24 protein-coding genes and 1 pseudogene are annotated in these 25,825 nt (G+C 63.2%); 17 read left to right on the top strand and 8 right to left on the bottom strand.

The window, feature by feature from the left end; translation table 11 throughout:
• From V3330_RS05385 to V3330_RS05365, 5 genes are all read left to right on the top strand, one after another.
• Window positions 1–1,221: a DUF819 family protein gene (locus V3330_RS05385; RefSeq protein WP_354694366.1), complete on the top strand. Its 1,221-nt coding sequence runs from the start codon at window positions 1–3 to the stop codon at window positions 1,219–1,221.
• 8 nt (window positions 1,222–1,229) lie between these two features.
• Window positions 1,230–2,204, top strand: a complete 975-nt coding sequence (locus V3330_RS05380) for an ion transporter (protein ID WP_354694365.1) — start codon at window positions 1,230–1,232, stop codon at window positions 2,202–2,204.
• A 59-nt stretch (window positions 2,205–2,263) separates the two neighbouring features.
• Window positions 2,264–3,547 carry a metal-dependent hydrolase family protein gene (locus V3330_RS05375; protein ID WP_354694364.1) on the top strand — a complete coding sequence of 428 codons (1,284 nt, stop codon included), beginning with the start codon at window positions 2,264–2,266 and terminating at the stop codon, window positions 3,545–3,547.
• A gap of 62 nt (window positions 3,548–3,609) precedes the next feature.
• Window positions 3,610–4,182 (top strand): NnrU family protein, encoded by a 573-nt coding sequence (locus V3330_RS05370; RefSeq protein WP_354694363.1) that lies wholly within the window; start codon window positions 3,610–3,612, stop codon window positions 4,180–4,182.
• Window positions 4,183–4,260: 78 nt separating this feature from the next.
• On the top strand, window positions 4,261–4,647 hold the full coding sequence (locus V3330_RS05365; RefSeq protein ID WP_354694362.1) for a VOC family protein: 387 nt from the start codon (window positions 4,261–4,263) through the stop codon (window positions 4,645–4,647).
• Between the two features lie 85 nt (window positions 4,648–4,732).
• Here the strand turns inward: V3330_RS05365 and V3330_RS05360 are convergent, their stop codons facing one another.
• From V3330_RS05360 to V3330_RS05350, 3 genes are all read right to left on the bottom strand, one after another.
• Window positions 4,733–5,221: a TspO/MBR family protein gene (locus tag V3330_RS05360; RefSeq protein ID WP_354694361.1), complete on the bottom strand. Its 489-nt coding sequence runs from the start codon at window positions 5,219–5,221 to the stop codon at window positions 4,733–4,735.
• A gap of 129 nt (window positions 5,222–5,350) precedes the next feature.
• Entirely contained in the window at window positions 5,351–6,643 is a 1,293-nt protein-coding gene (locus tag V3330_RS05355) for an aminotransferase class III-fold pyridoxal phosphate-dependent enzyme (protein WP_354694360.1), read from the bottom strand.
• Window positions 6,640–7,296: an HAD hydrolase-like protein gene (locus V3330_RS05350; RefSeq protein ID WP_354694359.1), complete on the bottom strand. Its 657-nt coding sequence runs from the start codon at window positions 7,294–7,296 to the stop codon at window positions 6,640–6,642. Before V3330_RS05350 ends, V3330_RS05355 begins: the two co-directional genes overlap by 4 nt.
• Before the next feature lie 6 nt (window positions 7,297–7,302).
• Between V3330_RS05350 and V3330_RS05345 the strand changes: the two genes are divergently transcribed.
• The 8 genes from V3330_RS05345 to V3330_RS05310 all read left to right on the top strand — a co-directional run bounded on the left by V3330_RS05345 (window position 7,303) and on the right by V3330_RS05310 (window position 15,540).
• Window positions 7,303–7,518 (top strand): hypothetical protein, encoded by a 216-nt coding sequence (locus V3330_RS05345; protein WP_354694358.1) that lies wholly within the window; start codon window positions 7,303–7,305, stop codon window positions 7,516–7,518.
• Window positions 7,519–7,570: 52 nt separating this feature from the next.
• On the top strand, window positions 7,571–7,987 hold the full coding sequence (locus V3330_RS05340; protein ID WP_354694357.1) for a rubrerythrin family protein: 417 nt from the start codon (window positions 7,571–7,573) through the stop codon (window positions 7,985–7,987).
• Between the two features lie 147 nt (window positions 7,988–8,134).
• Window positions 8,135–9,463, top strand: coding sequence for a heterodisulfide reductase-related iron-sulfur binding cluster (locus V3330_RS05335; RefSeq protein ID WP_354694356.1), 1,329 nt, complete (start codon window positions 8,135–8,137; stop codon window positions 9,461–9,463).
• A gap of 36 nt (window positions 9,464–9,499) precedes the next feature.
• Window positions 9,500–10,087, top strand: a complete 588-nt coding sequence (locus V3330_RS05330) for a DUF3501 family protein (protein WP_354694355.1) — start codon at window positions 9,500–9,502, stop codon at window positions 10,085–10,087.
• Between the two features lie 173 nt (window positions 10,088–10,260).
• Entirely contained in the window at window positions 10,261–10,899 is a 639-nt protein-coding gene (locus V3330_RS05325; RefSeq protein ID WP_354694354.1) for a TetR/AcrR family transcriptional regulator, read from the top strand.
• A 43-nt stretch (window positions 10,900–10,942) separates the two neighbouring features.
• Window positions 10,943–12,151: an acetyl-CoA C-acetyltransferase gene (locus tag V3330_RS05320; protein WP_354694353.1), complete on the top strand. Its 1,209-nt coding sequence runs from the start codon at window positions 10,943–10,945 to the stop codon at window positions 12,149–12,151.
• Window positions 12,152–12,182: 31 nt separating this feature from the next.
• Complete coding sequence (locus V3330_RS05315; RefSeq protein WP_354694352.1) at window positions 12,183–14,354, top strand: 3-hydroxyacyl-CoA dehydrogenase NAD-binding domain-containing protein; 2,172 nt, start codon at window positions 12,183–12,185, stop codon at window positions 14,352–14,354.
• Window positions 14,355–14,376: 22 nt separating this feature from the next.
• Window positions 14,377–15,540 carry an acyl-CoA dehydrogenase family protein gene (locus V3330_RS05310; protein WP_354694351.1) on the top strand — a complete coding sequence of 388 codons (1,164 nt, stop codon included), beginning with the start codon at window positions 14,377–14,379 and terminating at the stop codon, window positions 15,538–15,540.
• Between the two features lie 23 nt (window positions 15,541–15,563).
• On the opposite strand, the gene V3330_RS05305 is transcribed toward V3330_RS05310, so the two are convergent.
• The gene (locus V3330_RS05305; RefSeq protein ID WP_354694627.1) at window positions 15,564–16,232 is read right to left on the bottom strand and encodes an ATP--guanido phosphotransferase; all 669 of its coding nucleotides are present in this window, start codon (window positions 16,230–16,232) and stop codon (window positions 15,564–15,566) included.
• Window positions 16,233–16,340: 108 nt separating this feature from the next.
• A pseudogene (locus V3330_RS05300) lies at window positions 16,341–16,457 on the bottom strand (hypothetical protein); the annotation flags it as partial.
• Between the two features lie 218 nt (window positions 16,458–16,675).
• On the opposite strand from V3330_RS05300, the gene V3330_RS05295 reads away from it, so the two are divergent.
• Both V3330_RS05295 and V3330_RS05290 read left to right on the top strand, forming a co-directional pair.
• Window positions 16,676–17,671, top strand: coding sequence for a metallophosphoesterase family protein (locus V3330_RS05295; RefSeq protein WP_354694350.1), 996 nt, complete (start codon window positions 16,676–16,678; stop codon window positions 17,669–17,671).
• A gap of 119 nt (window positions 17,672–17,790) precedes the next feature.
• Window positions 17,791–18,690 (top strand): hypothetical protein, encoded by a 900-nt coding sequence (locus tag V3330_RS05290; protein ID WP_354694349.1) that lies wholly within the window; start codon window positions 17,791–17,793, stop codon window positions 18,688–18,690.
• A gap of 130 nt (window positions 18,691–18,820) precedes the next feature.
• Here the strand turns inward: V3330_RS05290 and V3330_RS05285 are convergent, their stop codons facing one another.
• From V3330_RS05285 to V3330_RS05275, 3 genes are all read right to left on the bottom strand, one after another.
• The gene (locus tag V3330_RS05285; protein ID WP_354694348.1) at window positions 18,821–20,701 is read right to left on the bottom strand and encodes a TonB-dependent receptor plug domain-containing protein; all 1,881 of its coding nucleotides are present in this window, start codon (window positions 20,699–20,701) and stop codon (window positions 18,821–18,823) included.
• A 52-nt stretch (window positions 20,702–20,753) separates the two neighbouring features.
• Window positions 20,754–22,562: an FG-GAP repeat domain-containing protein gene (locus V3330_RS05280; protein WP_354694347.1), complete on the bottom strand. Its 1,809-nt coding sequence runs from the start codon at window positions 22,560–22,562 to the stop codon at window positions 20,754–20,756.
• An 89-nt stretch (window positions 22,563–22,651) separates the two neighbouring features.
• Window positions 22,652–23,851, bottom strand: a complete 1,200-nt coding sequence (locus tag V3330_RS05275; protein WP_354694346.1) for a nitrilase-related carbon-nitrogen hydrolase — start codon at window positions 23,849–23,851, stop codon at window positions 22,652–22,654.
• Between the two features lie 202 nt (window positions 23,852–24,053).
• On the opposite strand from V3330_RS05275, the gene V3330_RS05270 reads away from it, so the two are divergent.
• The gene (locus V3330_RS05270) at window positions 24,054–24,215 is read left to right on the top strand and encodes a hypothetical protein (protein WP_354694345.1); all 162 of its coding nucleotides are present in this window, start codon (window positions 24,054–24,056) and stop codon (window positions 24,213–24,215) included.
• Window positions 24,212–25,714 carry a sodium:solute symporter family protein gene (locus tag V3330_RS05265; protein WP_354694344.1) on the top strand — a complete coding sequence of 501 codons (1,503 nt, stop codon included), beginning with the start codon at window positions 24,212–24,214 and terminating at the stop codon, window positions 25,712–25,714. The genes V3330_RS05270 and V3330_RS05265 overlap by 4 nt, the downstream gene beginning before the upstream one ends.
• Window positions 25,715–25,825 lie beyond the last annotated feature (111 nt).

Raw genomic sequence — 25,825 nt, 5'->3', positions numbered from 1 at the left:
ATGAATGAAACGCTGATCTCTTCTCCCGTGGGCGTGATGACGGTGCTGATTGCGGTCGTCAGCTTCTGGTTCTGGCTGGAACGGGTGAGTGGCTGGAGGCTGTTCAACTACCTGCCCCCGCTGATCTTCATTTACGCCACACCGGTACTGCTGTCGAACACCGGCATCATTCCCTTCAAGAGCACCGCATACGACTTCCTGTACACCTACGGTTTACCGATGTTCATCGTACTGATGCTGATCAAGGTCGATGTCGTCGGCGCGGTTCGCATCATGGGCAAGGGCGTTTTCGTGATGCTGCTCGGCAGCGTCGGCGTCGTCATCGGTGGCATCGTCGCCTACACACTGGGGCAGATCCTGGCCACACCGGCGGGATTTCCGCTGCATTTCCCGCTGCCCGAAGACAGTTGGAAGGCATTCGGCACTTTGAGTGGAAGCTGGATCGGCGGCACCGGCAACATGACGGCGGCGCATGCCGCGCTCGACGCCGACGCAGGTCACATGACCCTGGCGGCCGCCGCCGACCAGATGGTCTACCTGATCTGGCTGCCCATCCTCCTCGGATCCAAGGCCTTCGCCGACCGTTTCAACCGCTGGATGAAGGTTCCGGCGGACCGGATCACGGCCATGGACAGAGCGGCGGCCGCAATGGATACCGACGAAAGACCGCCGTCGATGACCCAACTCCTGGCCCTGGCCCTGCTCGCCGTCGGCACTACATGGATTTCGCGCGGCCTGGCCGAGGTACTGCCACCCGTTGTATTGGGGGGAGCCACGGTCATCAGCGCCGGCACCTGGCTGATTCTGCTGGTGACCACCCTGTCGCTGATCGCATCGGCGACACCGGCGCGGCGACTGCCGGCGGCACAACCCATCGCCATCGCCATCATCTACGTCTACGTGGCGCGAATCGGCGCCACCATGGACCTCAGCGAGGCCAGCCTGGAAACCATCGGCGCCTTCGTACTGCTGGCTTACGTCTGGATATTCATTCACGGCGCCTTCGTACTGTTCGGTGCATGGCTGTTTCGGGTCGATGTCCATACCCTGGCCATCGCTTCTGCCGCCAACATCGGCGGCGCCGCCTCAGCCCCCGTTGTCGCCGCGCACCACCGGCCCTCGCTGGTGCCGGCCTCCATTCTCATGGCCATGATCGGCTACGCTGCCGGCAACTATCTGGCTATTCTCACTGGCCGCATCGGCCAACTGATCGCAAGCTGAGGATGAACGTGAACCGGATTCGCCATCGGATCGCGGAATTGCTGGAAGCCGGCAGGGACGATGACGGATGGAGCCTGGTCGTCGACATCGGTCTCGTTATCCTGATCGTGGTCAACGTCGCAGCCGTCATGCTGGCCACCGTGCCCGACCTGCCGGAACCGTGGAATGCGCGACTGTGGAGACTGGAGCTGTTCAGTGTCGCGATTTTCACGGTGGAGTACCTGGCCCGCCTATGGACCTGCATCGACGTGTCACACTACCAGGGCATGAGCGCGCTGCGGGCGCGGATACGGTGGATGTTTTCGCCACTGGGGCTGATCGACCTGCTGGCCATTGCGCCGTTCTACGTGTTCCTGTTTCTGCCCATAAGCACACACTCCACGCTCTTGCTGCGTATTTTCCGCGGACTGCGGCTGCTGCGGATTTTCAAACTGACCCGTTACTCGCCGGCACTGAATGTGCTGCGCTCAGTGCTGATCCAGGAGGCACGTACCCTGATCCTGGTCGCGTTTCTGCTGCTTGTCATCCTGGTGTTCGCCTCATGGGGCATCTATCTACTCGAACGCGATGTGCAACCTGAGGCGTTTGGCAGCATACCGCGGGCCATGTGGTGGGCCGTGGTGTCGTTGACCACGGTGGGTTACGGCGACGTGGTGCCGGTCACCGGCTTCGGAAGGGCATTCGCAGGTCTCATCGCGCTCATCGGCATTGGCATGGCCGCGCTGCCCGCCGGTATACTCGCCTCGGGTTTCGCCAGTGAAATGCGCCGTCGCGAGCAAGCCTATAGCCGTGCTCTCGGCCGCATGCTGTCAGACGGCAGCCTGACCCCTGACGAAGCCCGGGAACTCGAGCGGCTGCGCGAGAAACTCAACCTCAGCGAAGAAGAGGCGCATGGTCTGCTCATGGACGCCAATCGCGAATGGATCAGGCAACTCAAGTGTCCGCATTGCGGTAACGCACTGATCGATGCCCCGCCCGAATGACCCCGGACGCGTACTCACTGCGGCAACCCGAAAACATGACCCATGACAAGGAACCCTTCATGATCTCTCGTTTCAAAACATCCCTGCTCGCCTGCGCCCTGCTGTCGACCGCCCCCGGCGCCGGCGCAGACACCGTGCTTGACTGCCAACACCTGCTCGACGTGGAGCGGGGCCGCATGCTCGAGGCACGCCAGATCTGGATCAAAGGCAATCGCATCGAAGCGGTCGCATCTGAGGTCGAGGCGCCCGCGGACGCCGAGAGAATCTCACTCGACACCTGTCTTCCGGGCCTGATGGACATGCACGTGCATCTCAACAGCCAGTCCTCGCGCAACGCCTACATCAAGCGCTTCCAGAACAATGCGGCGGACTGGGCGCTGACCGGCGCCCACTACGCCGCGATCACGCTGGATGCCGGCTTCACCACGGTGCGCAACCTGGGAGATGCCGCCAACGTGACCGTCGCTCTGCGCAACGCCATCAACAACGGCATCGCCACCGGCCCGCGAATCTTCACCGCTGCAAAGACCATCGCAACCACCGGCGGCCACGGCGACCCGACCAACGGATACCGTGACGACCTGATGGGTGATCCCGGCCCCGCGCAAGGCGTCGTCAACAGTCCCGAGGACGCCAGCAAAGCGGTGCGCCAGCGCTACAAGGATGGCGCGGACTGGATCAAGATCACCGCTACCGGCGGCGTCATGTCGCTGGCGAAGAACGGCCAGAATCCGCAATTCCGCATGGCCGAACTCGACGCGCTGATCGCGACCGCGACCGATTACGGTCTCGACGTCGCCGCTCATGCACACGGCGCCGAGGGCATGAAACGCGCCGTTCTCGCCGGCGTGCGCTCGATCGAACACGGCACCTACATGACCGAAGAGATCATGGACCTGATGAAGGACCGCGGAACCTATTACGTACCGACCATTTCGGCCGGCAAGTTCGTCGCCGAGAAGTCCCGTGAGGAAGGTTATCTGCCGGAAGTGGTTCGCCCCAAGGCCGCCGCGGTCGGCCCGCAGATCCAGGAGACTTTCAGCCGCGCCTACAAGGCCGGAGTGACCATCGCCTTCGGCACCGACATGGGCGTGGGCCCACACGGCGAGAACGCACGTGAATTCGAATACATGGTCGAAGGCGGCATGCCGCCCCTGGAAGCGATCCGGTCCGCCACCGTGACGGCGGCGCAATTGCTGCGGGTGGAAGATGAACTCGGCAGCATCGCGCCGGGCAAACTGGCCGACATCATCGCCGTCAATGGCGATCCGCTGGACGATGTTTCCCTGCTCAGCGATGTCCGGTTCGTGATGAAGGACGGCCGGGTCCACCGCGGCCGGTGAACGGTACGCCGATTGAAATTTCGTCTACGCTGAAGTAGAGGTGAAATCACGGAACCTGACGCATGAACCGTCTAGGAATCGGAATCGCGCTGTTTTCACTGGTGCATCTCATACCGGCGGTCGCTGCCCGCGTGCGCGGCTCGCTGATTCGGGGCATCGGCGAGAATCCCTACAAGGCCGTCTTCAGTCTGATATCGCTCGCCGCACTGTTCCTGATCATCACCGGTTGGCGCAGCGCATCGGCCGAACCCCTGTATTCGCCGCCGCAGTGGGGGCGATACGTCGCCCTGCTGCTGGTCTGGGCCGGCTTCGTACTGTTTCCGGCACCCTACCTGAAGAGCAACGTCCAGCGCCTGGTACGCCACCCGCAACTGACCGGAGTGACGCTGTGGGGTCTGGGCCACCTGCTGGCGAACGGAGAATCGCGCTCGGTGCTGCTGTTTGGCGGCTTCGCCGCCTGGGCCGTGCTGGAGCGCCTCGCGCTCAACCATCGTGACGGGCCCCGCCCGCCGCCCGCGCCGGTCGGCCGCGATGCGGACCTGAAACTGCTCGCCGTGGGCACCGTCGCTTACCTGGCCTTGCTGTTCCTGCATGCCTGGTTGTTCGGCGTCCCGCCGTTCCCGGCCGCAGCCTGAACAACCCGCTGATCGGAGGAACCCGGTCTGCCGGAAATCGCACCGACCCTGTGCGACCCTTTAAACGGAGATACAACCATGATTGGATACGTCACCCTCGGAACCAACGATCTGCCGCGCGCCGCGGCATTCTACGACGCCCTGCTCGGTGAACTCGGCGCCCGGCGCATCATGGAAGAGGACCAGTTCATCGCCTGGGGAACCTCGATGGAACAACCCGGTATCGCCGCCTCGAAGCCGCACGACGGCAAGCCGGCCACGGTGGGCAACGGCACCATGGTCGCGCTGGCCGCGCAGACCCCGGAGCAGGTTCAGCAGGTACACGCCAGGGCATTGTCATTGGGCGGCGCCGATGAAGGCGCGCCCGGACCGCGTGGAGAGGAGGGTTTTTATGCCGGCTACTTCCGTGACCTCGACGGCAACAAGCTGAATGTATTTTGCATAACCCAGCCCGGCAACAGTTGAACGGGCCAGCGGGCCGCAAACACAATCCCGGGACCGGAAGGGGCTGGCCACAGCCCTCTTCCGGGTCGGACCATGAGTCAAGCTCTCAATCGAAGTAGAACAGCCCGGCGCCGCCGCCGTTCATGTCCCAGATCGTGACGTTGAGCGCGAACGCGAACAGCAACCACAGCAAATAGGGCACCATCATCCACGTCGCCAGACGTGAAATGGATGAGAACGCCTTGATGCACAGTATGACGAACACGACAAGCAGCGCCATTTCGGCCATTGCCCAGCCAATCCGGTTGAGACCGAAAAACAGCCAGGACCAGGCCGCGTTCAGGCCGAGCTGGATCAACCACCAGATCAGTGCGCCGACACGCACGTAGTGACCGGTTATCCAGACGCGCCACATGGCCAGCGCCATCAGCACATAAAGCACCGACCAGGCCGGGCCGAAAACCCAGGCCGGTGGCGTCCAGTACGGCTTGCGCAATTCGACGTACCAGTCTCCCGCCGGAAAACTGGCACCGAATGCCGCGGCCATCACGACAAGTACCAGGAACAGGGCCAGTGGAAGGTAGCGCGAGGTCATGTCTGGGCTCCAGGCGAATCAGGGAGAGGCCGGCGCCCGGGCACTGGCGCCGGGCATCGACTCGGTCCCATGGTACGGGTGCATCGCGGCCCGGAGCAAGACCACCGGTTGCGCGGGCCGGGCAGATCCTCAGCCCAGTGAGGCCAGAATCGCATCCAGCGGGTCGAGCAGTAACTCGGCGTGTTCCGGCGCGAACACCAGCGGCGGCCGTATCTTGACGACATTGCCGTACGGACCGGTGGTACCCACCAGCACGCCCTGCTGGCGCAGCCGGTCACGCACCTGCCCGGCCGCTGCCCGGTCCGGCTCCCGGGTGGCCCGGTCGGTGACCAGTTCGATCCCCCAGAACAGCCCCTTGCCGCGCACGTCGCCGACCCGCTCGTGACGCTCCATCAGGCCACGCAGCCGCGGTTGCAACAGCCGGCCCATGTCGTGCACCCGATGCAACACGTTCTCCCGCTCGATTACATCGAGCACCGCCAGGCCCACGGCCGCAGACACCGGGTTACCACCGAAGGTATTGAAGTAACTGAACTTGCGCGCGAATGCCGCCGCGATGTCGCGGGTGGTGACCACCGCGGCCAGGGGATGACCGTCGCCGATCGGCTTGCCCAGGGTGACGATGTCGGGCACCACGCCGGAGTCCTGGTACCCCCAGACATGGTCGCCGAGCCGGCACAGGCCGGACTGCACTTCGTCCGCGACGCACAGCCCGCCGGCCGCCCGGACCTGCGCGAACACTTCCCGGTAGTAGCCTTCGGGCGGGACCAGTGCGCCGTTGGAATCGAAAATACCGCAACTCATGAACATCGCCGGCCGGTGACCGGCCCGGGCCAGTTGCGTAATGGCTTCGCCGGCCCGACCGGCGTACTTCGGACCAAGACCCTCCTCTCCATACCGAAACGTCCCCCGGTAGGGATTCGGCGGCTCGACCGTGGCCAGCCAGGCGGGACGGTCGGCCGCCGGGTACTCGGCCGTCGACAGCGTCGTCACCACCATGGAATTTCCGTGATAGGCATCCTCGGCGACGATCGCGCCCTGCTGCCCGGTGACCATGCGCGCGATGCGAAAAGCCAGGTCATTGGCCTCGGTGCCCGTGCAGACGAACATGCAGGTGTCGAGTTCATCCGGCATCGTGGCCTGCAACCGCTCCGCGTACGCGACTACATTTTCGTGCAGGTAACGTGTGTGGGTATTGAGGGTCGCGGCCTGCCGGGCCAGCGCCTCGACGACATACGGATGACAGTGGCCCACCGACGCGACATTGTTGTAGCAGTCGAGGTAGCGGCGCCCCTCGGCATCGAACAACCAGACCCCTTCACCGCGCACCAGGTGAACCGGGTCGTCGTAGAACAGCCGGTAGGCGGGACCCAGCGCCTGTTCCCTGCGGCGCAGCAGGTCCGCGTATTCGGCCTCACTCATCGCGAGCACTCCGAAAGCGCCAGGGCCGTGACCTCGTCGAAACCATCGACCACCTGCCGGGCGCCAGCCGCATCCAGTTCCGCCCGTCCCCCGAAACCGTAAGCCACGCCGATCGCGTCGATACCGTGCTGACGGGCGCCATTCACGTCTTCGGCCCGGTCGCCGATCATCAGGCTGCGGTGCGGCGCCAGGGCGTTGACCTCCAGCGCGTGTGCGATGATATCGGCCTTGTGCCGCCGTTGGCTGTCGAGTGAACTGCCGGCAATGCCGCTGAAACGGGATCGCAGCCCGAAATCACGCAGAACCCGGTCCGCGATGTTCTCCGGCTTGACGGTGGCGACGTACAACCGGAATCCGGCGTCGGCGAGCGCGGCCAGACCTTCCTCGACGTGCGCGTACACCCGGGATCCTTCACGGCCCAGCCGCGCATATTGCGCGCGATAATCGTCGATCGCCCGCCGGGCCGAGTGCTCGTCCATGCCGAAGTCCTCACTGAATATCTCCAGCAGCGGACGACCGATGAAGGCCCGCACCGCGCCGGCATCCGGCGGTTCCGAACCGGCCCGCTCGAGCGCGTGGATCAGCGCGGCCGATATGGTGCCGCTGCTGTCCACCAGGGTGCCGTCGAGATCGAACAACAGGTTCCGGATCATGTGCGCTTGAACACCCGGCCGTGGGGAAACCGCATTGCAGCACACGCCCTGCAAGCGATCAACCGGAGTCCGAAGGGGCTGCCCGGGCCGGCCGCCGGAACCCCCTCCTCGATCGTCATCCATGCCACGATCGAATGCTGGGTGAAATGGGAGTTCATCATCGCCGGTCTCTATCCGTCCGATCATGAAATTCAATTTCACCTATCGCCCAGGGATCGCTAAGCTTGCAGTACGGGCATCAATCCGTTCCCTAGCTATGGAGGTTTTAAATCCAATGTCATTGAAAGGCAGCAAAACCGAACAGAACCTGAAAGACGCCTTCGCCGGCGAGTCCCAGGCCAACCGCCGCTACCTGTACTTCGCGCAGCGCGCGGACGTCGAGGGCTACAACGACGTATCGGCCGTATTCCGCTCGACCGCCGAAGGCGAAACCGGGCACGCGCACGGTCACCTCGAATACCTCGAAGAATCCGGTGATCCCGCCACGGGCTTGCCGATCGGCGGAACAGCCGACAACCTGAAAGCCGCCATCGCTGGTGAAACGCACGAATACACCGACATGTATCCGGGCATGGCGCGCACGGCGCGTGACGAAGGTTTCGACGAAATCGCCGACTGGTTCGAAACCCTGGGCAAAGCGGAGCGCTCGCACGCCAACCGCTTCCAGAAGGCCCTGGACGAACTGGGCTGACCCCGGCCGTCGCGCCAACGGCGCGACGATCAACGGAGCCGGGGCCGGCCGTCGGCTCCGGTTTCTTTCCCTCGACCCCGGAAACCGGAGGCCATCTGCGGCCCCGATCCCGGTATTGACGATTTACACCTGGAAGGAGTGTGCCCCATGCGCGAAGGCAGCCTCGAAGCACCGACCCGCCATGCCCTGGGGTGGGAAGACCCGGCGTTTTACGACGAGAAAGGCCTGTTCGACGAACTCGAACGCGTCTACGACATCTGCCACGGCTGCCGCCGTTGCGTTTCGCTGTGCGATGCCTTCCCGACCCTGTTTGACCTCGTCGACGAGTCCGAAACCTTCGAGGTCGACGGTGTCGCCAGGGATGATTACTGGAAAGTCGTCGATCAGTGTTACCTGTGTGACCTGTGTTACCAGACCAAGTGCCCTTATGTGCCGCCGCATGAATGGAATGTCGATTTTCCGCACCTGATGCTGCGGGCCAAGGCCATCCAGTTCGACAAAGGCGAACGCAAGATCAGCCACCGGCTGCTGAGCAATACCAAAATCCAGGGCAAAGTCGCCAGTCTTCCCGTGGTTTCCACGGCCATCAACGCAGCCGGCCGCAACAAGGGCCTGCGCAAGCTGATGGAAAAAACCCTGGACGTGGACGTGCGTGCGACCTTGCCGGAATTTCACTCCAAGACACTGCGCAAACGGGACCGCAACCGCCGGCCGGCTGATCTACCGGCGCGGGAAGCCGGCTCCACCAGTGGCCGTGTGGCGCTGTTCACCACCTGCTATTGCAACGTGAACACGCCGGACATCGGCCAGGATCTGATCCGGATTTTCGAGCACAACGGCATTCCGGTGCGGCTGACCTCGAAAGAAGAATGCTGCGGGATGCCCAAGCTTGAACAGGGCGACCTGAAGACGGTGGACAAGTACCGTCGAACCAATATTCCCGAACTGATCCGCCTGATCGACGAAGGCTGGGACATCGTCGCGGCCATACCGTCCTGCGTGCTGATGTTCAAGCAGGAACTGCCGCTGATGTATCCGGACGACCCGGACGTGCAAAAGGTCAAAGCCAACATCTACGATCCGTTCGAATACCTTGCCCACCGACACAAGGAAGGTTTGCTGAACACGGAGTTCAAACACGGCCTCGGCAAAGTCGCCTGGCACGTGCCGTGCCATCAGCGGGTACAGAACATCGGCCCCAAGACACGGGATATCCTGGCGCTGGTGCCCGACACCGAAATCACCATGATCGAGCGCTGCTCGGGCCACGACGGTACCTACGGAGTGCGGGCCGGCACCTGGGAGCGTTCGCAGAAAATCGCCCGGCCGGTTCGCAGCCGGGTACAGAAAACCGCCGCCGAATACCTGGTCTCCGACTGCCCCATGGCCGCCAGCCAGATCGCCGAGGGACTCGAACTCAGGCACGGCGAAACCAACCCGATCAGCCTGTTGCGCAAAGCCTACGGTCTGGACTGAGCAGCAGGCTGCAACGCCCCTTCTGGAGCACCATCGATGAATCCACTGACCCGCGAGGACCTCCTCTCCCTGGAGCAATACGCCGAACAGCGCGATGACTTCCGCGCCCGTGTGATGCAACACAAAAAGCACCGCCGCGTCGCGATCGGACCGAACTTCACGCTGTATTTCGAAGACCGCCTGACCATTCAGTACCAGGTGCAGGAAATGCTGCGCATCGAGCGCATCTTCGAGGCCGCCGGCATCGAGGAAGAACTGGCCGCCTACAACCCGCTGATCCCCGACGGCAGCAACCTGAAGTGCACCGCCATGTTCGAATTCCCGGAGGTCGAGGAGCGCCGCCGCCGACTGGCCGAACTGACCGGAGTGGAAAACCAGGTCTGGATGCAGGTCGATGGCTTCGACACCGTCTATGCAATCGCCAACGAAGACCTCGACCGTTCCACCGACGAGAAAACCTCCGCCGTGCACTTCATGCGCTTCGAATTCACGCCGGACGCGGTCGCCGCGCTGCAGAACGGCGCCGGACTGAAGGCAGGCGTGCGATCCGATCTCTATCCACACGAAACCGTCCTCGACGAAGCCACCCGAAAAGCGCTCGTAAACGACCTGTCAGGCGGGTAACGGAGCACTTGAGCACGGCCGGCGATCATCCATTCGAACCCGGGTAAACACGACGGTCAATCGCCGGAAACACCACCACACAGGTCCGCGAACGAGCGATCCGCGAGGGACTCGCTCACTTGACAGTTCCGACCAACACGATAAACTTGCTTGTCGCTAACAAGTTTATTCGTATGACCGATCGCTCATCCCAGACCACCGTCCCCGATTCCCGCCGCACCCAGGCGGAACGCACGGCGCTGGCCGAATCGCGCATGATCGGTGCGGCCATCGACCTGTTGAACACGGTCGGTGTGAGCGGCGCCACACTCAAGGCCATCGGCGAGGAAGCCGGCTACAGCCGGGGCCTGGCCACGCATCATTTCGGCGGCAAAGCCGGCCTGTTTCGCAGCCTGCTGCGCGAGGTCCACGCCGCGTTCCTCGAGGATCTTCATTCGCGTGTTGGCGAGCGCACAGGCCTCGAAGCACTGGAAGCCGCCAACGAGGCGCACCGTGATTTCGTGCAGCGTCATCGGGACCGGCTGCGTGCCATGTACATCCTGTGGTTCGGCGCGCTGGATCCGGGTTCGGACTTCAAACCGAATGTCGCCCGTTTCATGGCTCGCCAGCGTGAAACCATGGCCGATTGGATTCGCGGTGGCCAGGCCACGGGCGAGATTCCGGACCACGTCGATGCCAATCGCATGGCTCGGCAGATCTACGGCAACCTGGTCGGCGTCAATCTGCAGTGGCTGATCGACGCCAGCCTGAACCTGAGCGAGGCCTATGCCGACATGCGCACCGACATGCGCTGTCTGCTCGGACAGACCTGAATTCCCACAACGAACTGCCCCACAGGGCATCACGAGGTAGAACATGACCGACGCATACATTTACGACCACGTCCGCTCTCCGCGCGGGCGGGGACGCCCCAACGGCTCGCTGCACGGCACCACCCCCGCGGACCTGTCCAGCCAGGTGCTCGGCCACCTGCGCGATCGCAACCAGATCGACACATCGATCATTGATGACGTGATCTTCGGCTGCGTGACCCCGATTGGCGAACAGGGGGCTGACATCGCCCGTATCGCAGCGCTCAAGGCGGGCTACGCGCAAAGCGTTCCGGGCAAGCAGATCAATCGCTTCTGCGCCTCGGGACTGGAGGCCATCAACACCGGCGCCGCGCAGATCATGTCCGGGCAGTCGGACGTGACCGTGGCCGGCGGCGTGGAATGCATGTCGCGCGTCCCCATGGGCTCGGACGGCGGCGCCATGGCCACCGATCCACAGACGGCCTATGAACTCTATTTCGTACCTCAGGGCATCAGCGCCGACCTGATCGCCACCAAGTACGGCTTTTCGCGCGAAGACCTGGACACCTACGCGCTGGAAAGCCAGAAGCGGGCCGCCCATTCCTGGGAAAACGGTTACTTCGCGAACTCGGTGGTGCCCATCCGGGACCACCTGGGCGACGTGGCCCTGGATCACGACGAACACATGCGCCCCGAATCGACCATGGAAACCCTGGGCAGCCTGAAACCCGCGTTCACCATCCCCGGTGAGCAGGGCGGCTTCGACGCCGTCGCGCTGCAGCGCTACCCGGATGTCGAATTCATCGATCACCGTCACACCGCGGCGAATTCCAGCGGCATCGTCGACGGCTCGGCCGCCGTGCTGATCGGCAACGAGGCCGCCGGCGAGCGGATGGGCCTGAAACCGCGAGCCCGTATTCGGGCCTTCGCATCCATCGGCTCCGAGCCCACCATCATGCTGACCGGCCCGGCGCCGGCCACGGAGAAAGTCCTGGCCCGTGCCGGCATGACCACCGCCGACATCGACCTGTTCGAACTCAACGAGGCCTTCGCGGCCGTGGTGCTGCGCTACATGCAGCAACTCGATATCGATCACTCGAAAATCAACGTCAACGGCGGCGCCATTGCCATGGGCCACCCGCTGGGCTCAACCGGCGCCATGATCCTGGGCACGGTGCTCGACGAACTGGAACGCCGCGGACAGGGCACCGCCCTCGTCACCTTGTGCGTCGGTGCCGGCATGGGCACGGCCACCATCATCGAGCGCGTCTGAGCGCCCCACCGAATTTCCGAGAGAAAACGACATGACCGACTCGAACACCCAAACCATCCACTACCGCGTCGACGATGACGGCGTCGCGCTGCTGACCATCGACCTGCCCGGCACGTCGATGAATGTGCTCACCCCTGAACTGATGGCCGACCTGGAAACCGTGGTCGACCGGGTCGCCGCGGATGACGCGGTCAAGGGCGCGGTACTGACTTCCGGCAAGAAGGCCTTTATCGCCGGCGCCGACATCAAGGACATGGTGACCGCTTACGATCGCGGCGTCACCGCCAGTGAGGCGGCCGAGTTCAGCGCCGGTCTCAACCGGCGTTTGCGCAAGTTGGAAACCTGCGGCAAACCATTCGCCGTCGCCATCAACGGTCTGGCGCTGGGCGGCGGGCTCGAAGTCTGCCTGGCCTGCCACTACCGGGTACTGGCCGACAGCCCAAAAGCCGTGCTGGGCTTCCCCGAAGTCAACATCGGGCTGCTGCCCGGCGCCGGCGGCACCCAGCGCACGCCACGCCTGATCGGCATCGAAGCCACGCTGCCGATGATTCTGCAATGCCGCAACCAATCACCGGCCGACGCGCTGAAACTGGGGCTGGTGCACGAACTCGCCCCGGTCGACGAAGTCGTCGAACGGGCCCGCCAGTGGGTCCTGGAGACCGGCGATCCGGAACAGCCGTGGGACAAGAAGGGGTTCCGCATTCCGGGCGGAGCCGGTGCGACCAACCCCAAGCTGGCGCAGAATTTCATGGTCGGCACCTCGCTGGTCGCCGGCAACACGCAACATAATTACCCGGCTCCGATTTCGGCGCTGTCGGCGATCTACGAAGGCAGCGTGGTGCCCATCGACACCGGCCTCGAAATCGAATCGCAGTATTTTGGCAAGCTGCTCGCCGGACCGGTGGCACGCAACATGATGCGCACCCTGTTCGTGAACAAGGGCAAGGCCGATAAACTGGCGCGGCGCCCCGAAGGCATCGAGAAGAGCCAGGTCGGCAAACTGGGCATCCTCGGCGCCGGCATGATGGGCGCCGGCATCGCCTATGTTTCGGCCAAAGCCGGTATCGACGTCGTGCTGCTGGACACCGACATGAGCCGGGCCGAAAAAGGCAAGGCCTATTCGACCGGACTGCTGGACAAGGCAATTGCCCGGGGCAAGTCCACCGAAGACAAGAAAGCCGCCGTGCTCGATCGCATCCGCCCGACGACCGACTACGCCGATCTGGCCGGCTGCGATCTGGTAATCGAGGCCGTGTTCGAAAACCCGGAGATCAAGGCCGACGTGACCGCCAAAGCCGAAGCGGTGATCCCGGAAACCGCCATTTTCGCCAGCAACACCTCGACCCTGCCCATTACCGGGCTGGCACAGGCCTCCAGCCGTCCGGCCTCCTTCATCGGCATTCACTTCTTCTCGCCGGTGGACAAAATGCCGCTGGTCGAAGTGATCGTCGGCGAGAAGACGTCCGATGAGGCCATCGCACGCAGCCTCGATTTCATACAGCAGATTCGCAAAACACCGATCGTCGTCAACGACAGCCGCGGATTCTTCACCAGCCGGGTATTCGGCACTTTCACCACCGAGGGCGTGCTGATGCTGGCCGAAGGCATCAATCCGGCACTGATCGAAAACGCCGCGAAAATGGCCGGCATGCCGGTGGGCCCGCTGGCCGTATCGGACGAGGTTTCCATCGAACTGGGCCTGCACGTGGCCCGGGAAACCGCCAAGGCCACAGGCGAAGACTTCCCGCGCGATGCCGCCGATGCCGCACTGGTCAAGCTGGGCGATGAACTCGGCCGCCTGGGCAAGAAGAACGGCAAGGGCTTCTACGACTACCCGGAAGGCGCGAAAAAGCGTCTGTGGCCCGGCCTGGCCGAACACTTCCCGGTGGCCGATGAACAACCCGGTGTGGACGAGGTCAAGACCCGCCTGCTCTATCGGCAAGCGCTGGAGAGCGCCCGCTGCCTGGAAGAAAGCGTACTGACCGATCCCGCCGACGGCGACATCGGTTCGATTTTCGGCATCGGCTTCCCGCCCTGGACCGGAGGTGCGCTGTCCTTTATCGACACCGTGGGTATCGACCACTTCGTGGCCGAATGCGACCGCCTGGCCGAGGCCTATGGTGAACGCTTCAGGGTTTCCGACGCGCTGCGCGCCAGGGCCGCGGAAAAGCAGCCCTTCCACCCCGTCCCCCGGGCCGCCTGAGCGGCCTGGCAGGAGTACGCCGATGAATCGCCTGATATTCGACGAAGAGCACGACCTGTTCCGTGATCAGGTCCGTCGCTTCATGCAAGAGGAGATCGAACCGAACGTGGAGGCCTGGCGCGAAGCCGGCATCTGCGACAAGGACGCCTTCCGCAAGGCCGGTGAGCAGGGCTACCTGTTCATGTGGGCTGACGAGCAGTACGGCGGGCTGGGCCTGAAGGACTTCCGCTTCGAGCAGATTGTCACCGAAGAAGGCATCCGGCACGGCGATATCAGCCTGTTCCTGACCCTGCACAGCCGGCTGGTCGGCCCTTACATCGGCGAACTCGGCAGCGAGGCGCTGAAACAACGCCTGATCCCGCAGTGCATTTCGGGCGAGGCCATCCTCGGCGTCGCCATGACCGAACCGGGTGCCGGCAGCGACGTTGCCGGCATCAAGACGCGAGCGATCCAGGATGGTGACGACTGGATCATCAACGGCTCGAAGACCTACATTTCCAACGGCATCAACGGCACCCACTTCGTCGTCGCCGCCCGCACCGTGCCCGACAAGCCCCACGGTCTGGGCCTGTTCGTGGTGGAAGCCGACATGGAGGGCTTCAAGCGTGGACGCAACCTCGACAAGATGGGCCTCAAGGCCCAGGACACCGCCGAACTGTTTTTCGAGGACGTCCGGGTACCCGCCGAGAACGTGCTCGGCGACCCCACCCGCGGCTTTTACAACCTGATGCACTTCCTGGCCGAAGAACGGCTGATCAACGCCGTCCAGGGCATCGCCCACGCCCAGACCGCCTTCGACCTGACCAAAGCGTACATCCTCGAGCGCAAGGCCTTCGGCCGGCCCATCGCGGCGTTCCAGAACAGCCGTTTCAAGATGGCGGAGATGCGTACCCAGCTGGACATCACCCAGACCTTCGTCGACCAGTTGGTGCTGCTGCATAACGCAGGAGCACTCTCCGCCGAACTGGCGGCCGAAGCCAAGCTGCAGGCCACCGAAACCGAGTCTCGCGTGATGGACGACTGCGTGCAGCTGCACGGCGGCGCCGGCTACATGAGCGAGTACCGCATCTCGCACATGTTCACCGACGCCCGCATCTCTCGCATTTACGCCGGCAGCTCGGAAATCATGAAGGAAATCATCGCCCGCGGCATGGGGCTGGACGAGCGCGAGTTGTTGAAACGGTAACCGGCACGTTCACACCCTGATTTTCAAGCGGCAAACGCGTGAGCGATGGCCGCGTCCAGGCGTTCCAGAATATCCGCTTCACTGAGGCCGAGACACCGCCGGTTCGCCACGGCATGGATCCCGTCGACAACCTGGCTGCCTTCGCCCCGGGCGCCACGCAGCTCCAGATTCCACTGGCGCAGCCGACGCACCTGCACCGGACTACACGGCACCAGCACGCTCGCGCGCATACCGGTACCCAGATTTCCGGGGCAACTCGTCAGGAAGCCCAGACGCCTGGAAAAAGCGAAAGTCAGGCGCTGCTCGATCACCTCGAGCAGCCCGCTGACCGCATCCGCCGCAGAGGCCATGTCGTAGCCGCACGTGATCGCGAAAACGCGCAGATGATCTTCTTCGTTGATCCACACACCGGCCCGGCCATCGGCCGCCACGAATACCGCGCGCCCCTCCGGCCAGTCATCCAGGATACCGGCACTGGCCATGAACCGATCGCGATTGTCGAACAGCATTTTCGTGCGCCGCAGGGCACGTTCATGTTCCGGCGCGAGTCGGTTGAGGGGGTAGAGCCGCCCCGGTACGTCGCGCAGGACATCGGCAACCACCCGCAGAACTTCGCACCGCTCCGTCCGTTCCATGGCGCTCGGAAAGTGGAATCCCTCGATGTTGCGCGCGAGGCGAATGCGGCTGGACACGGCCGGCGGATCCGCCCGGGGCCGTTTTGGTGCCGCCAGGAAACGCCCCCCGGAATGCGCCTCCAGCGGCAACCCGGTCAAGCCATGACAACGCAGGATAACGGGCCGGAACCGTGCCTCGAACCGTTCGTACGATTCCGGCTCGCCGGCATAAAGGCCAATTCGGCTGTCCGCATGCTCCCTACCCGATTTGCTGATCCAGTCCCAGCTGACGCGGCTGCCCACGGCAGTGCGGGTGGACCCTTCGGTCAATGTGCGCCGACCGGAAATGAATGTGCGGACCGACAATTCCCGAGACCCCGTCGTATTCCGAAAACTCCAACCATCTAAACCGAAACCGGCCCACCAGGCAATCGTATCCGGACCGGCGAATCCCCTTTTCCCGACCCGGGCCCGGCTGATTCATGACTCGCAGCGGGCCTCGCGGCGGTACAATGCATCGCATGTACGCTGTCGCCCCCATCCTTCTCGGCGCCCTGCTGAACCTCGGTACCGCGGCACTGCCGCCCGGCCCGTCTCTGACTGAATCGTCACCGGCCGAGACCGATGTTGAGGAAGACACACCGTTTCGTTTCGCGGTCTTTTCCGACCTGACCGGCGGCGAACGCCCCCGTGTGTTTGAAATCGCAATCGCCCAGCTCAACCTGCTGCGACCCGAGCTGATTCTGAATGTGGGCGATCTCGTCGAGGGCGAAACCGATGACCGCGACGAGCTCAACCGCCAGTGGGACGACTTCGACCAGCGCGCGGCACACGCCCGGGCGCCGGTCTACTACGTCGGCGGCAACCACGATCTGGCCGGCGAAGTCATGCAGGCCGTATGGGACGAACGCAACGGACCGCGTTATTACCACTTCATTCATCGCAAGGTGCTGTTCCTGGTGCTGGACACCGAAGACCACACGCCGGAGCGCACCCGGGAACTCGAACGCATGCGCACCGAGGCGCTGGCCCGGGTGCCAGAGGAAGGCTGGGGCGCACTGCGCGATTCCGACTACGGCCGAGCGCCGGAGTACTCCGCCGGGAACATCAGCGCCGGCCAGGCGACGTATTTCCGCGAGGTCATCGCCGCCAACCCCGATGTGCGCTGGACCTTCCTGTTTCTGCACAAGGCGGCCTGGGAACGGCACGGCGGCACCCCGTTTTCAGACATCGAAGACGCCCTCGCCGACCGGCCTTACACCGTATTCCACGGCCATGAGCACGCCTACCGCCACCAGCAGCGCCGCGGCCGCGACTACATCCGCCTCGCCACCACCGGCGGCGTGCAGTTGCCGGCCAAGGGCCGCTCCATGGATCACATCACCCTGGTCACCGTCAGCGACAACGGCGTGGACATCGCCAACCTGCTGCTCTCCGGCATCCTGGACAAAACCGGCCACATCCCGCTCAACGGCGACGACGTCTGTTTCGAGAGCGCCCGTTGCGAATCTGATTGAGTACGCGCGCCCGCACCGATCCTCAGCAGCTCCGGAATTTGCCTATACTTGCAATCATCCGCCGCGCAATCGCGTCTGATCATTCGAACCCCGAAAAGAGATACCGGAGGCAACCCCCCATGTATCGACTGCTATTCGTACTCGCACTGCTCACGGCCTGGTCCGTCGAAACAAGCGCCAACACCTACGGCTCGGTTGAGCCCATGGCCAATCCGTCGGTTGTCGACACCACCGACCTTCGTTCCCAGTCTCTTGAGATTCGCGAGGCTTTCGCGCAACGTCTGTTCAGTTGCGGCGCGGTAGACGACGTGCTGGAAGCGCTCGAGGAAACCGGCGGCATCAATACGGTCAATGCCCTGAACACCAGTTTCTCCGTGGTCGCGGGCGGATTTGCGGGCTCGACCAATCCCGCCTATGCCTACACCGTGATCGACAGCGGCCCCAATGCGGCGACCATGGACGACATCGAGGTGTTCACCAACGCCCTCGGCTTCGTGTTCTCGCAAGGCAGTGCGTTTCTGCTCGACGCGGATGATCCGGCCAGCTTCGACTTTCCGGCCAATTACGCGGTACTCGAATTCGGCCGGGTGCCGTCGCTGGAGGAATCCGCGGCATTGTTCGAACTCGTGGGCACGATTGACGACGAATTGTTCAGCTCGGACAGCAGCGGCTACACCCAGTTCGCCGGCGCCTACCTGACCCTGCAGTCTTTCGTTCCCGACCAGCAGTTCATCGACGGCTACGTGGAGGCCGCCGACCAGTTCGGCGTCGAGTACACGCCGGTGGTGAACAACGTGCCGGGCCTGTTCACGGGCGGGGCCGCCTTCCCCTTCAATGACTGGGGCGCCAACCCCGGTGGCGAAGACTACCTCGGCCGCATTCCCGCCGGCAGCCACGCGGCGCTGGAAGAAATCCGCGCCGCCATCGTTGCGTTCACCCGCCGGGCGGAAAACAAGGCCGGTCATCTCAAGCCCCACGCGCTGGCCCGGGTGCTGGCCAACCAGCCCTGTCCGCGGTAACGGGCGGAAAGCGGGAGCCTCGCCACGGCGGGGCGCCCAAATCGGCACGGGTTGGGTGTTCCTACCTGAAAGTCATGCGGCCCGATGTTCGGGCTTTGCGAAAACCACCGCGGCGAACCGGCCCGGTTCGCTAGAAGCGCAGCTCGGCGCCCAGCCGGGCTCGGCTGCCCGGCGCGGGAAAGCCGGGGGCATCCTGGTAATTGCTGTCGAACAGGTTGTCGACGGCCAGCCACAGGGCCAGGAACGGTGTCGCCCGGTAGCGCACGGTGACATTGGCCATCAGGTAGGCATCGTCGCGGATATCGCCGGTTGGAATCGACGTGATCAGGCGCTCGCCGATGTAGCGTGCCGCGGCGTCGACGGACCATGCGGGTAACGGCTCCCAGGTCAAGTGCAGGCCGCCGGTGGTTTCCGGTCGGCGGCGCAGCTCACCAGCGGCGCTGGAGATGTCCGTCAGGGTGGCATCCGCACGCAACCACACCGCATCCGACACCTGAACGCGGCCGTACAGGTGCACGCCGTCGATATCGATGACGCCACGGTTGACGTTGGTGAAGGTCTCGAAGTCGAAGTCCACCAGATCCCGGTACTCGCTGGTGAATAGCGAAATCCCCGCCATGGCGCGGTCCCCGAGAGGCAGGTCGTAACCCAACTCGAAGCTGGTGACTTCCTCGGGCTTCAGGTCGGGGTTACCAAACAGCGGATTGCCCAACGCGAAAAAGCTGGGCAGCTTGAACCCGTTGGCGGCGCGTGCCCACAGCCGGCCGCCGTTGGCGCCGATGGCCTTCGCGAGCCCCAGCTTGCCGGACAAACGGGTATCGACATCGGTGTGATCGATGCGCACCGCGATGGTCGATTCCAGGCCCGCAGCCCACTCGTTGGCCAATTCAACAAAACCGGTTGCCGTGGTGCGATCGAGACTGAAGCCGTTCGGCAGCAGGGCGAACCCGAAGTCCACCATGCCGTCGTCACGGCCCCGTTCTTCGATCAGGTCCAGCCCGAATGCCAGCCGGGCGCGCGTACCCAACCGCACGCGGTTGATCCACAGCAACTGGCCGCGGCGGTACTCGCTGTCGGACGTGAAGGCGGGCTGGCCGTCGAGCAGGCCGGGCGGCACGGCCGGCGTGCTGCCGTGATTTTCGATATCCACCCAGTTGCCGAGGAATTCCATTTGCCAGTTGTCCGACACGGTCCAGTCGCTTTGCGCGGAAACTCCGGTTTGCGTGCCCTCGGCAGTCTCGAGATCCGGCAGCAGGGCCAACTCCGGTCCGCCGCTGATTTCCGGATAACTGGTCCGGCTGCGATCGGTGTGGCGCACATCGATGCGCCACGCGTCCCCGCCCGGACGGCGGCCCGACAGACGCGCCGAAATGCTGGTGAGGTCCAGCGAAGAGCCGTCGACCGCGTCACCGCCATCGACTTCCGAGATGCGCAGGCCCAGGGCGGCGCGGTCACCCAGCGCCAGCGAGCCCGCCGCGCCGGCACGCCAATCATCCTCAGTGCCGGCCTCCGCGTAAACCGTACCCGAGCCTGCTTCGGGATAGGCCGTGTCGATCCGAATCACACCGGCCATGGCATCGGATCCGTAAATGGCCGACATCGCGCCCATGCCAATGTCGACCCGGCCGATGTCATTGGCCGCCAGGGTGGAGAAATCGAAGGAACCGCCGCGGGTATTGGCCGAGTCGTTCAGGCGCATGCCATCGACGTAGACGGCCGTGAAATTCGATTCCGCACCGCGCAGGAAAATCTCCGAAACCCCACCGGCACCGCCGGGCCGGAAGACCGACACCCCGGGCAGCCGCTGCAGCAACTGTTCCGGTTCGGACGGCATGATGGCTTCGAGTTCGTCACGATCCAACGAGATCCGCGTTTCCGCGTCGGCCGCGCCGTCCGCCAGGTAGGTGCCGATGACCTCGACTTCCTCCAGCGGATCATCGTGCTGCGCTCGCAGTTCAATCGGCGAAAACCCGACCAGCGCGCACAGCGCAACCGCCGTCGCAACGGGCATCCGAAGCAACGCCCGTGACGTCGCGCAGGCGCTGTGACTATCGTGATTCAAGTCAATGGGTGTTGATCAGGTACAACACGCTCGGCGCCTCGCCACCCCGCCCTTCCATCGCAGGATGCTCGGTCAACCAGTTGGCTGGCACCAGTTCCGGGTAGTTGCTCAGACCCAGCACGATATCGGTCTTGCCGTCGGCATTCACGTCGGCAGCCTCGATCGACACCCAGTTGCCAAAAAACTCCTTGGCAAATGAAAACGGCTTGAACTCGAACGCCCCCTGGTTCTCCAGGTACACGAAGGTTTCCGGCTCGTCCGCGTTCCACTGCGGGAAAAAGGCCACCGCGGCGATGTCGGGATCGCCATCCCCGTCAAAGTCATGCACCACTGCCCGGGTGGCTCCGTGCATCGGGTAGCGAAATGCCTGCGAAAATTCCAGATCACCGTGATTCCGGAACACCCGCACCGAATGATGCGGCCGGGGCGCGGGGACGATGGGACCGACATGATTACCGGCCACGTTGTCGCCGTTGAGCACCACGATGTCCATGTTGCCGTCGCCGTCGAAATCTCCGACTTCCACGCTGTTACCGCCGAACGGCGGCCGCTGCTCGTCGATCAACAGCCGCGAGAAGGTACGATCGCCCTGGTTGACGAACAGGATCAATTCCTGACGGGCCTGGGCGGCCAGTGCGACGATATCGAGCAGGCCGTCGTTGTTCATGTCGGCCACCGCGCTTCCGATCAGACCGGACTGCTGGCTGACGAACATTTCTTCCAGCGCCCCTTCGAGCAGGCCGGGCGGAATCTCGGCCGGCGCATCGGCATAAGTGGCCTCGAATTCCGGGGTGCGCCAGAAAACGGTGAGTTCGGACTGCGCATCGCCGAAAATGCCATCGCCGAAGGCGTTGGCCACGATGTCCTCGAGACCGTCACCGTCCATGTCGGCCTCGTGGTGCTCGACGAATCGCTGCTTGCCGTTCACCAGCATGCGTACCCTTGCCTCCCCGTCCTCGAACGTATAATCGGTCATCGCCGCGAGTCCGACCGGCGACATCGGGAAGCGGCCGTGCGTGAGTACCCGCACACCGCCGGGAATCTGCGTCATGTGCACCGCGTCGCTGACCAGTTCGAACTGGTGGGTCTTCTCTCCACTCTCCAGATCAAACACCATTAACTGGTCCCGCTCCTCGAAGCCGGGCTTGCGCCCACCGCCACCGACCCAGTCGTCGACCACCGACCAGCCAACGTAGATACGGCCAGCCGCCTCGTCAACCTGGGTCGCGATGACCAGGCCGTTCGGCTCCAGGTCCAGGTTGGGGATGGTCGGCTGAAATCCCGGGGCGATCGGTTGCTTGGGACGCTTGATCTCCATCTCCTGCCACGGCTTGGAATTGGCCAGGTAGTAATCGCGGATGCGATTGAACTCCTCCCTGGTCATTTCCGGCTCGTCGGGAATGTAGGGCTTGAAGGGATAGAGGTCGCGCATGTAGCCCTGGCTGTCCTCGAGAATGTAGCGGCGCGTGTAGTCCTCTTCCGGCTCCCATTCCGGCGGTACCGGCGAGACCTTCATGTCATCGAACACGTCATCCGGCATGCCGACATAGTTGCCCATGTAATGCAGGGCATACGACCAGTATTCCCGCGACAGATCGGTGGGCTCGGCGATCAGGTGGCAGCGCGTGCAATGCTGCTCCAGCAGTTCCTGGGCGGTTCGTTCGGTTTGCGCAACCGGCTCCGCGCTGGTTCCGGGCACGAGCGGTCCGCCATCTGCAGCGGGCTCGCCGCCGCCCTCGCAGCCGGTCATCAACAGGGCGGCCGACAGGGCCAACACGGCAATCGCATTGAAAGGCAGGCGTGAACTCATTGACTCTACTCCCGGATCCCGGGGATCCATTTATCGCAGGTACGGGGCGCGAGACGTCGCGTCACCCCGGCCACCGGCCGCCACCGGACTCAGTCCCAGCAGCTCCACATTTGTTTGACCTCGGCCCATTGTTCCTCGGTCATGCCCGGATCGCCATCGGGCAGCAGCTTCGCGCCCGGATGCTGCACGTGCGGGCGGGTCCATGCGCCTCGCTCGTAAAGCGACTCGATGTTCTGCCGGTAAATTTCATCCACTTTACCGTGGTGAAGCGGCTCTTGCTCCATCCACAGGTTTTTCGGATGAATCGGTTTCGAATACATTTCAGCAAACAGTTCGGTTCGCAGATCCTTCATCCAGTTGCTGTTCAGATTCATCGCCCGAAACTGCCGAAGGGCTTCGATATCGATGATGGCCGATACGATCGTATTGTTGGTCGAAGCGGAACGGCTCAGTATCTCCCCGCGATAGCCGACGATATGGCTGTTGCCCCCGGCAATGTCGATCGGGTGTTTCGAAGAAGCCGACAGGTACACGGGTCCGGTATTCGGGCACAGCATGTACACGTTGTTGAATTCGGCATGGCCGCGATTCTGGATCATCCACGTACCGCCCGGCTCTCCGCCGAAATTCGTCATCGGCACGGCCTCGGACGGGCGATAGACCACCTCTGCGCCGTTGAATGTCAGGGCGCGCACCGCTTCCGGGTACTCACCGTCCGAACAGCAGATGGTACCGATATTACCAATGTCATCCGTTTTCAGCACCGGATAGAACGCCTCCGGGCCGCTGCCGAAGTGCTCCACCCACCGGTCGTAAACATCGTGCGGCATGCAGGACCGCTCGCGACACCAGATATGATTCTTGGCCGCCTTGTGAACGACTTCCCCCGTTGGACCGATCACGAACAGCGTGTTGAAGAATCGATCCTCCATGATCTCAGGCCATCGCGCCTTGCACTGGGCGACGATATAGGTGTCGTACATCTTCGCCAGTTTCCCCAGCTGTTCCGTCTCCTCGCCCGGAATATCGATAAACAACTCGCGCGCGGCCAGGGTGTGCGGAATATCGAAAATCTCATCAGTGAATCCGGTCAATGCACCTTCAGTCAGGGCAATGAGCTTGACCGGACAATTGATGCTGACCATCGAAACGGCCGCGTGAATCGCATCCTCGATGGTTTCCAGGTTGTGTTTGATGTGCTTGCGCTCGGCAATGCCGTAAACAACGGTCGACAGGCCGATGGCGATATAGGGGGCGATGGGCTTTCCCGGATGGGCTTCAGTGGTCACGATCACACTCACTCAGGATGGAAAGGGACAGACCCAGCATAAATGACGCCGAAAATGGCGGCCATCAGCCAATGGAATGAGTGGTAGAATTTTCCACTCATCCAAAAAACATTCAAATACTCGGCAAGCGGTGTGCTCACGTTCAACAACCACCTTCATCTCCTTGATATTCAATTATTCACAACAGTGATAAAACCCGCGCATGCTCTCACTTATTGAGTGGTATTTCCCCTGGTCGCGACTGGACCTGGTACTTCGGATCGAGCTCCTGATCTGGCTCGTCGTCGTGGGCATTGCGTGCTGGATCAGCTGGCGTACGCTGGTTGGCAAGAAGCCCTGGCTGCGGCGGCGCAAGCATAAATGATCAGTATTACCACGGCCGTTTTCTCGGCAGTGCTTCTGCTCAGCTTCGGTGCCGGGGCGGTAGCTTCCCGCTTCGTGCGAGATGTGTCGGACTACTATGTAGCTGGTGGGCGAATGCCCTGGTATCTGCTAACCGGGACATTTCTCGCCTCCAATGTCAGCGCGGGCCTGTTTCTCGGCGCAACCAATATGGCCGGCACGAACGGCTACTCGATCTGGAGTTCATACGTTCCCACGAGTATTGGCTTCGTGATCGCGATTGCCTTTGTCGGCGTCATGGTTCGCCGGCTGTCGCGGCATTTCGAGGTATACGACTTCGCCGACATCCTGGCAGCCCGCTATTGCGGGCGCAGTGTACAGGTTCGAGCTTTGAGCGCCGTTTTGCTCCCCATCGTCTACATCCCCATTCTTGGAGCCCAGTTTATCGCGCTGGCCACGATCACCTCCGTCATGTTTGGCTTGCCCTACTCCGCCGCCCTGGGACTGATCGTGCTGGTCGTGGTCGGATATACCTTGCTCGGAGGCATGCTCGGCGTTGTCTGGAGCGACGGCATGCAACTCCTGGTCCTTTTCTTCGGGCTGGTCCTGGCCGTCCCGATCGGCATGAATGCGCTGGGAGGCGGTGACACGACAAGAACCTGGGAGGACATTACCGCCATTACGTCCACCCTGTTTGACTGGACCACGCCGGAGTGGCCCTGGTTCGTTGCCATCGGCCAGCTTTTCTGGCTCTTTGCGGTACCGGTGCAGCCCCACTTGGTAACCCGGTTTCTGACTGCGCGAGACGAAAAAACCATCCTGATCACATTGCCGGTTTGCCTGATAGCAGGACTAATCATCTACTCGTCCAGCGTCCCGATCGGCCTGCTGGGCAGGCTGGCGCAACCGGACCTGGGCACGGGGGACTATTACTACATCGCGCTTGCGACAAACCACCTGGGCGCCTGGTTGGGCGCCTTTGCCCTGGCCGGAATTGCGGCCGCAGCCCTGTCCACGTGTTCGACCGTTCTGATCGTCTCCGGGCAATCCTTTTCGCGCGAGCTCTTTGAACACTGGTTGCTGAAAAACGCCACACCGAAACAGACGTTGCGGCTGGCGCGGGCCGGTGTATTGCTGGTCGGATTACTGGGATATGCCATTGCCGTGTTTCAGCCACTCGGCATCTTCTGGCTGGTCGTATTGTCGGCTTCGCTGCTCGCGGCGGTGTATTTCGTGCCACTGATCGCCGGTTTCATGTCCGCTCGCGCGAGCGCCGCGGGCGCGCTCGCGGCCATGCTGTTCGGGGGCATCACCACCTTGACCGTCTTTTTCGTCAACGAGGCTCTGGACGCGCACTATTTCATCAGCGAAGCGTTCGCAGGCTTGATGTCGAGCGCTATCGGGATGTGGTACTTCAGCCGCCGTTTTCCGCCAAGCGCCGCGGAACGTGACGCTTATGAAAAATGCTGGACGCCCGAAGCACCGTTGACATCACAGACAGCCGCGGTGCCTCGCGACTAGGATCGAATAATACCCATGCCCCGGATAGCCATTCTCGCGCCAACCACCGTCCCCTATCAGCGCCGCTCGGACCATGCTTCAGGGTGGTGGATCGGCCGCTGCCTGTCTGAA

The sequence above is a fragment of the Elongatibacter sediminis genome (assembly GCF_037892215.1).
In the GTDB taxonomy this organism is placed as follows: domain Bacteria; phylum Pseudomonadota; class Gammaproteobacteria; order Xanthomonadales; family SZUA-36; genus Elongatibacter; species Elongatibacter sediminis.
The sequence above is the reverse complement of the archived record's forward strand: the minus strand, read 5'-3'. Positions and strand labels throughout refer to the sequence as shown.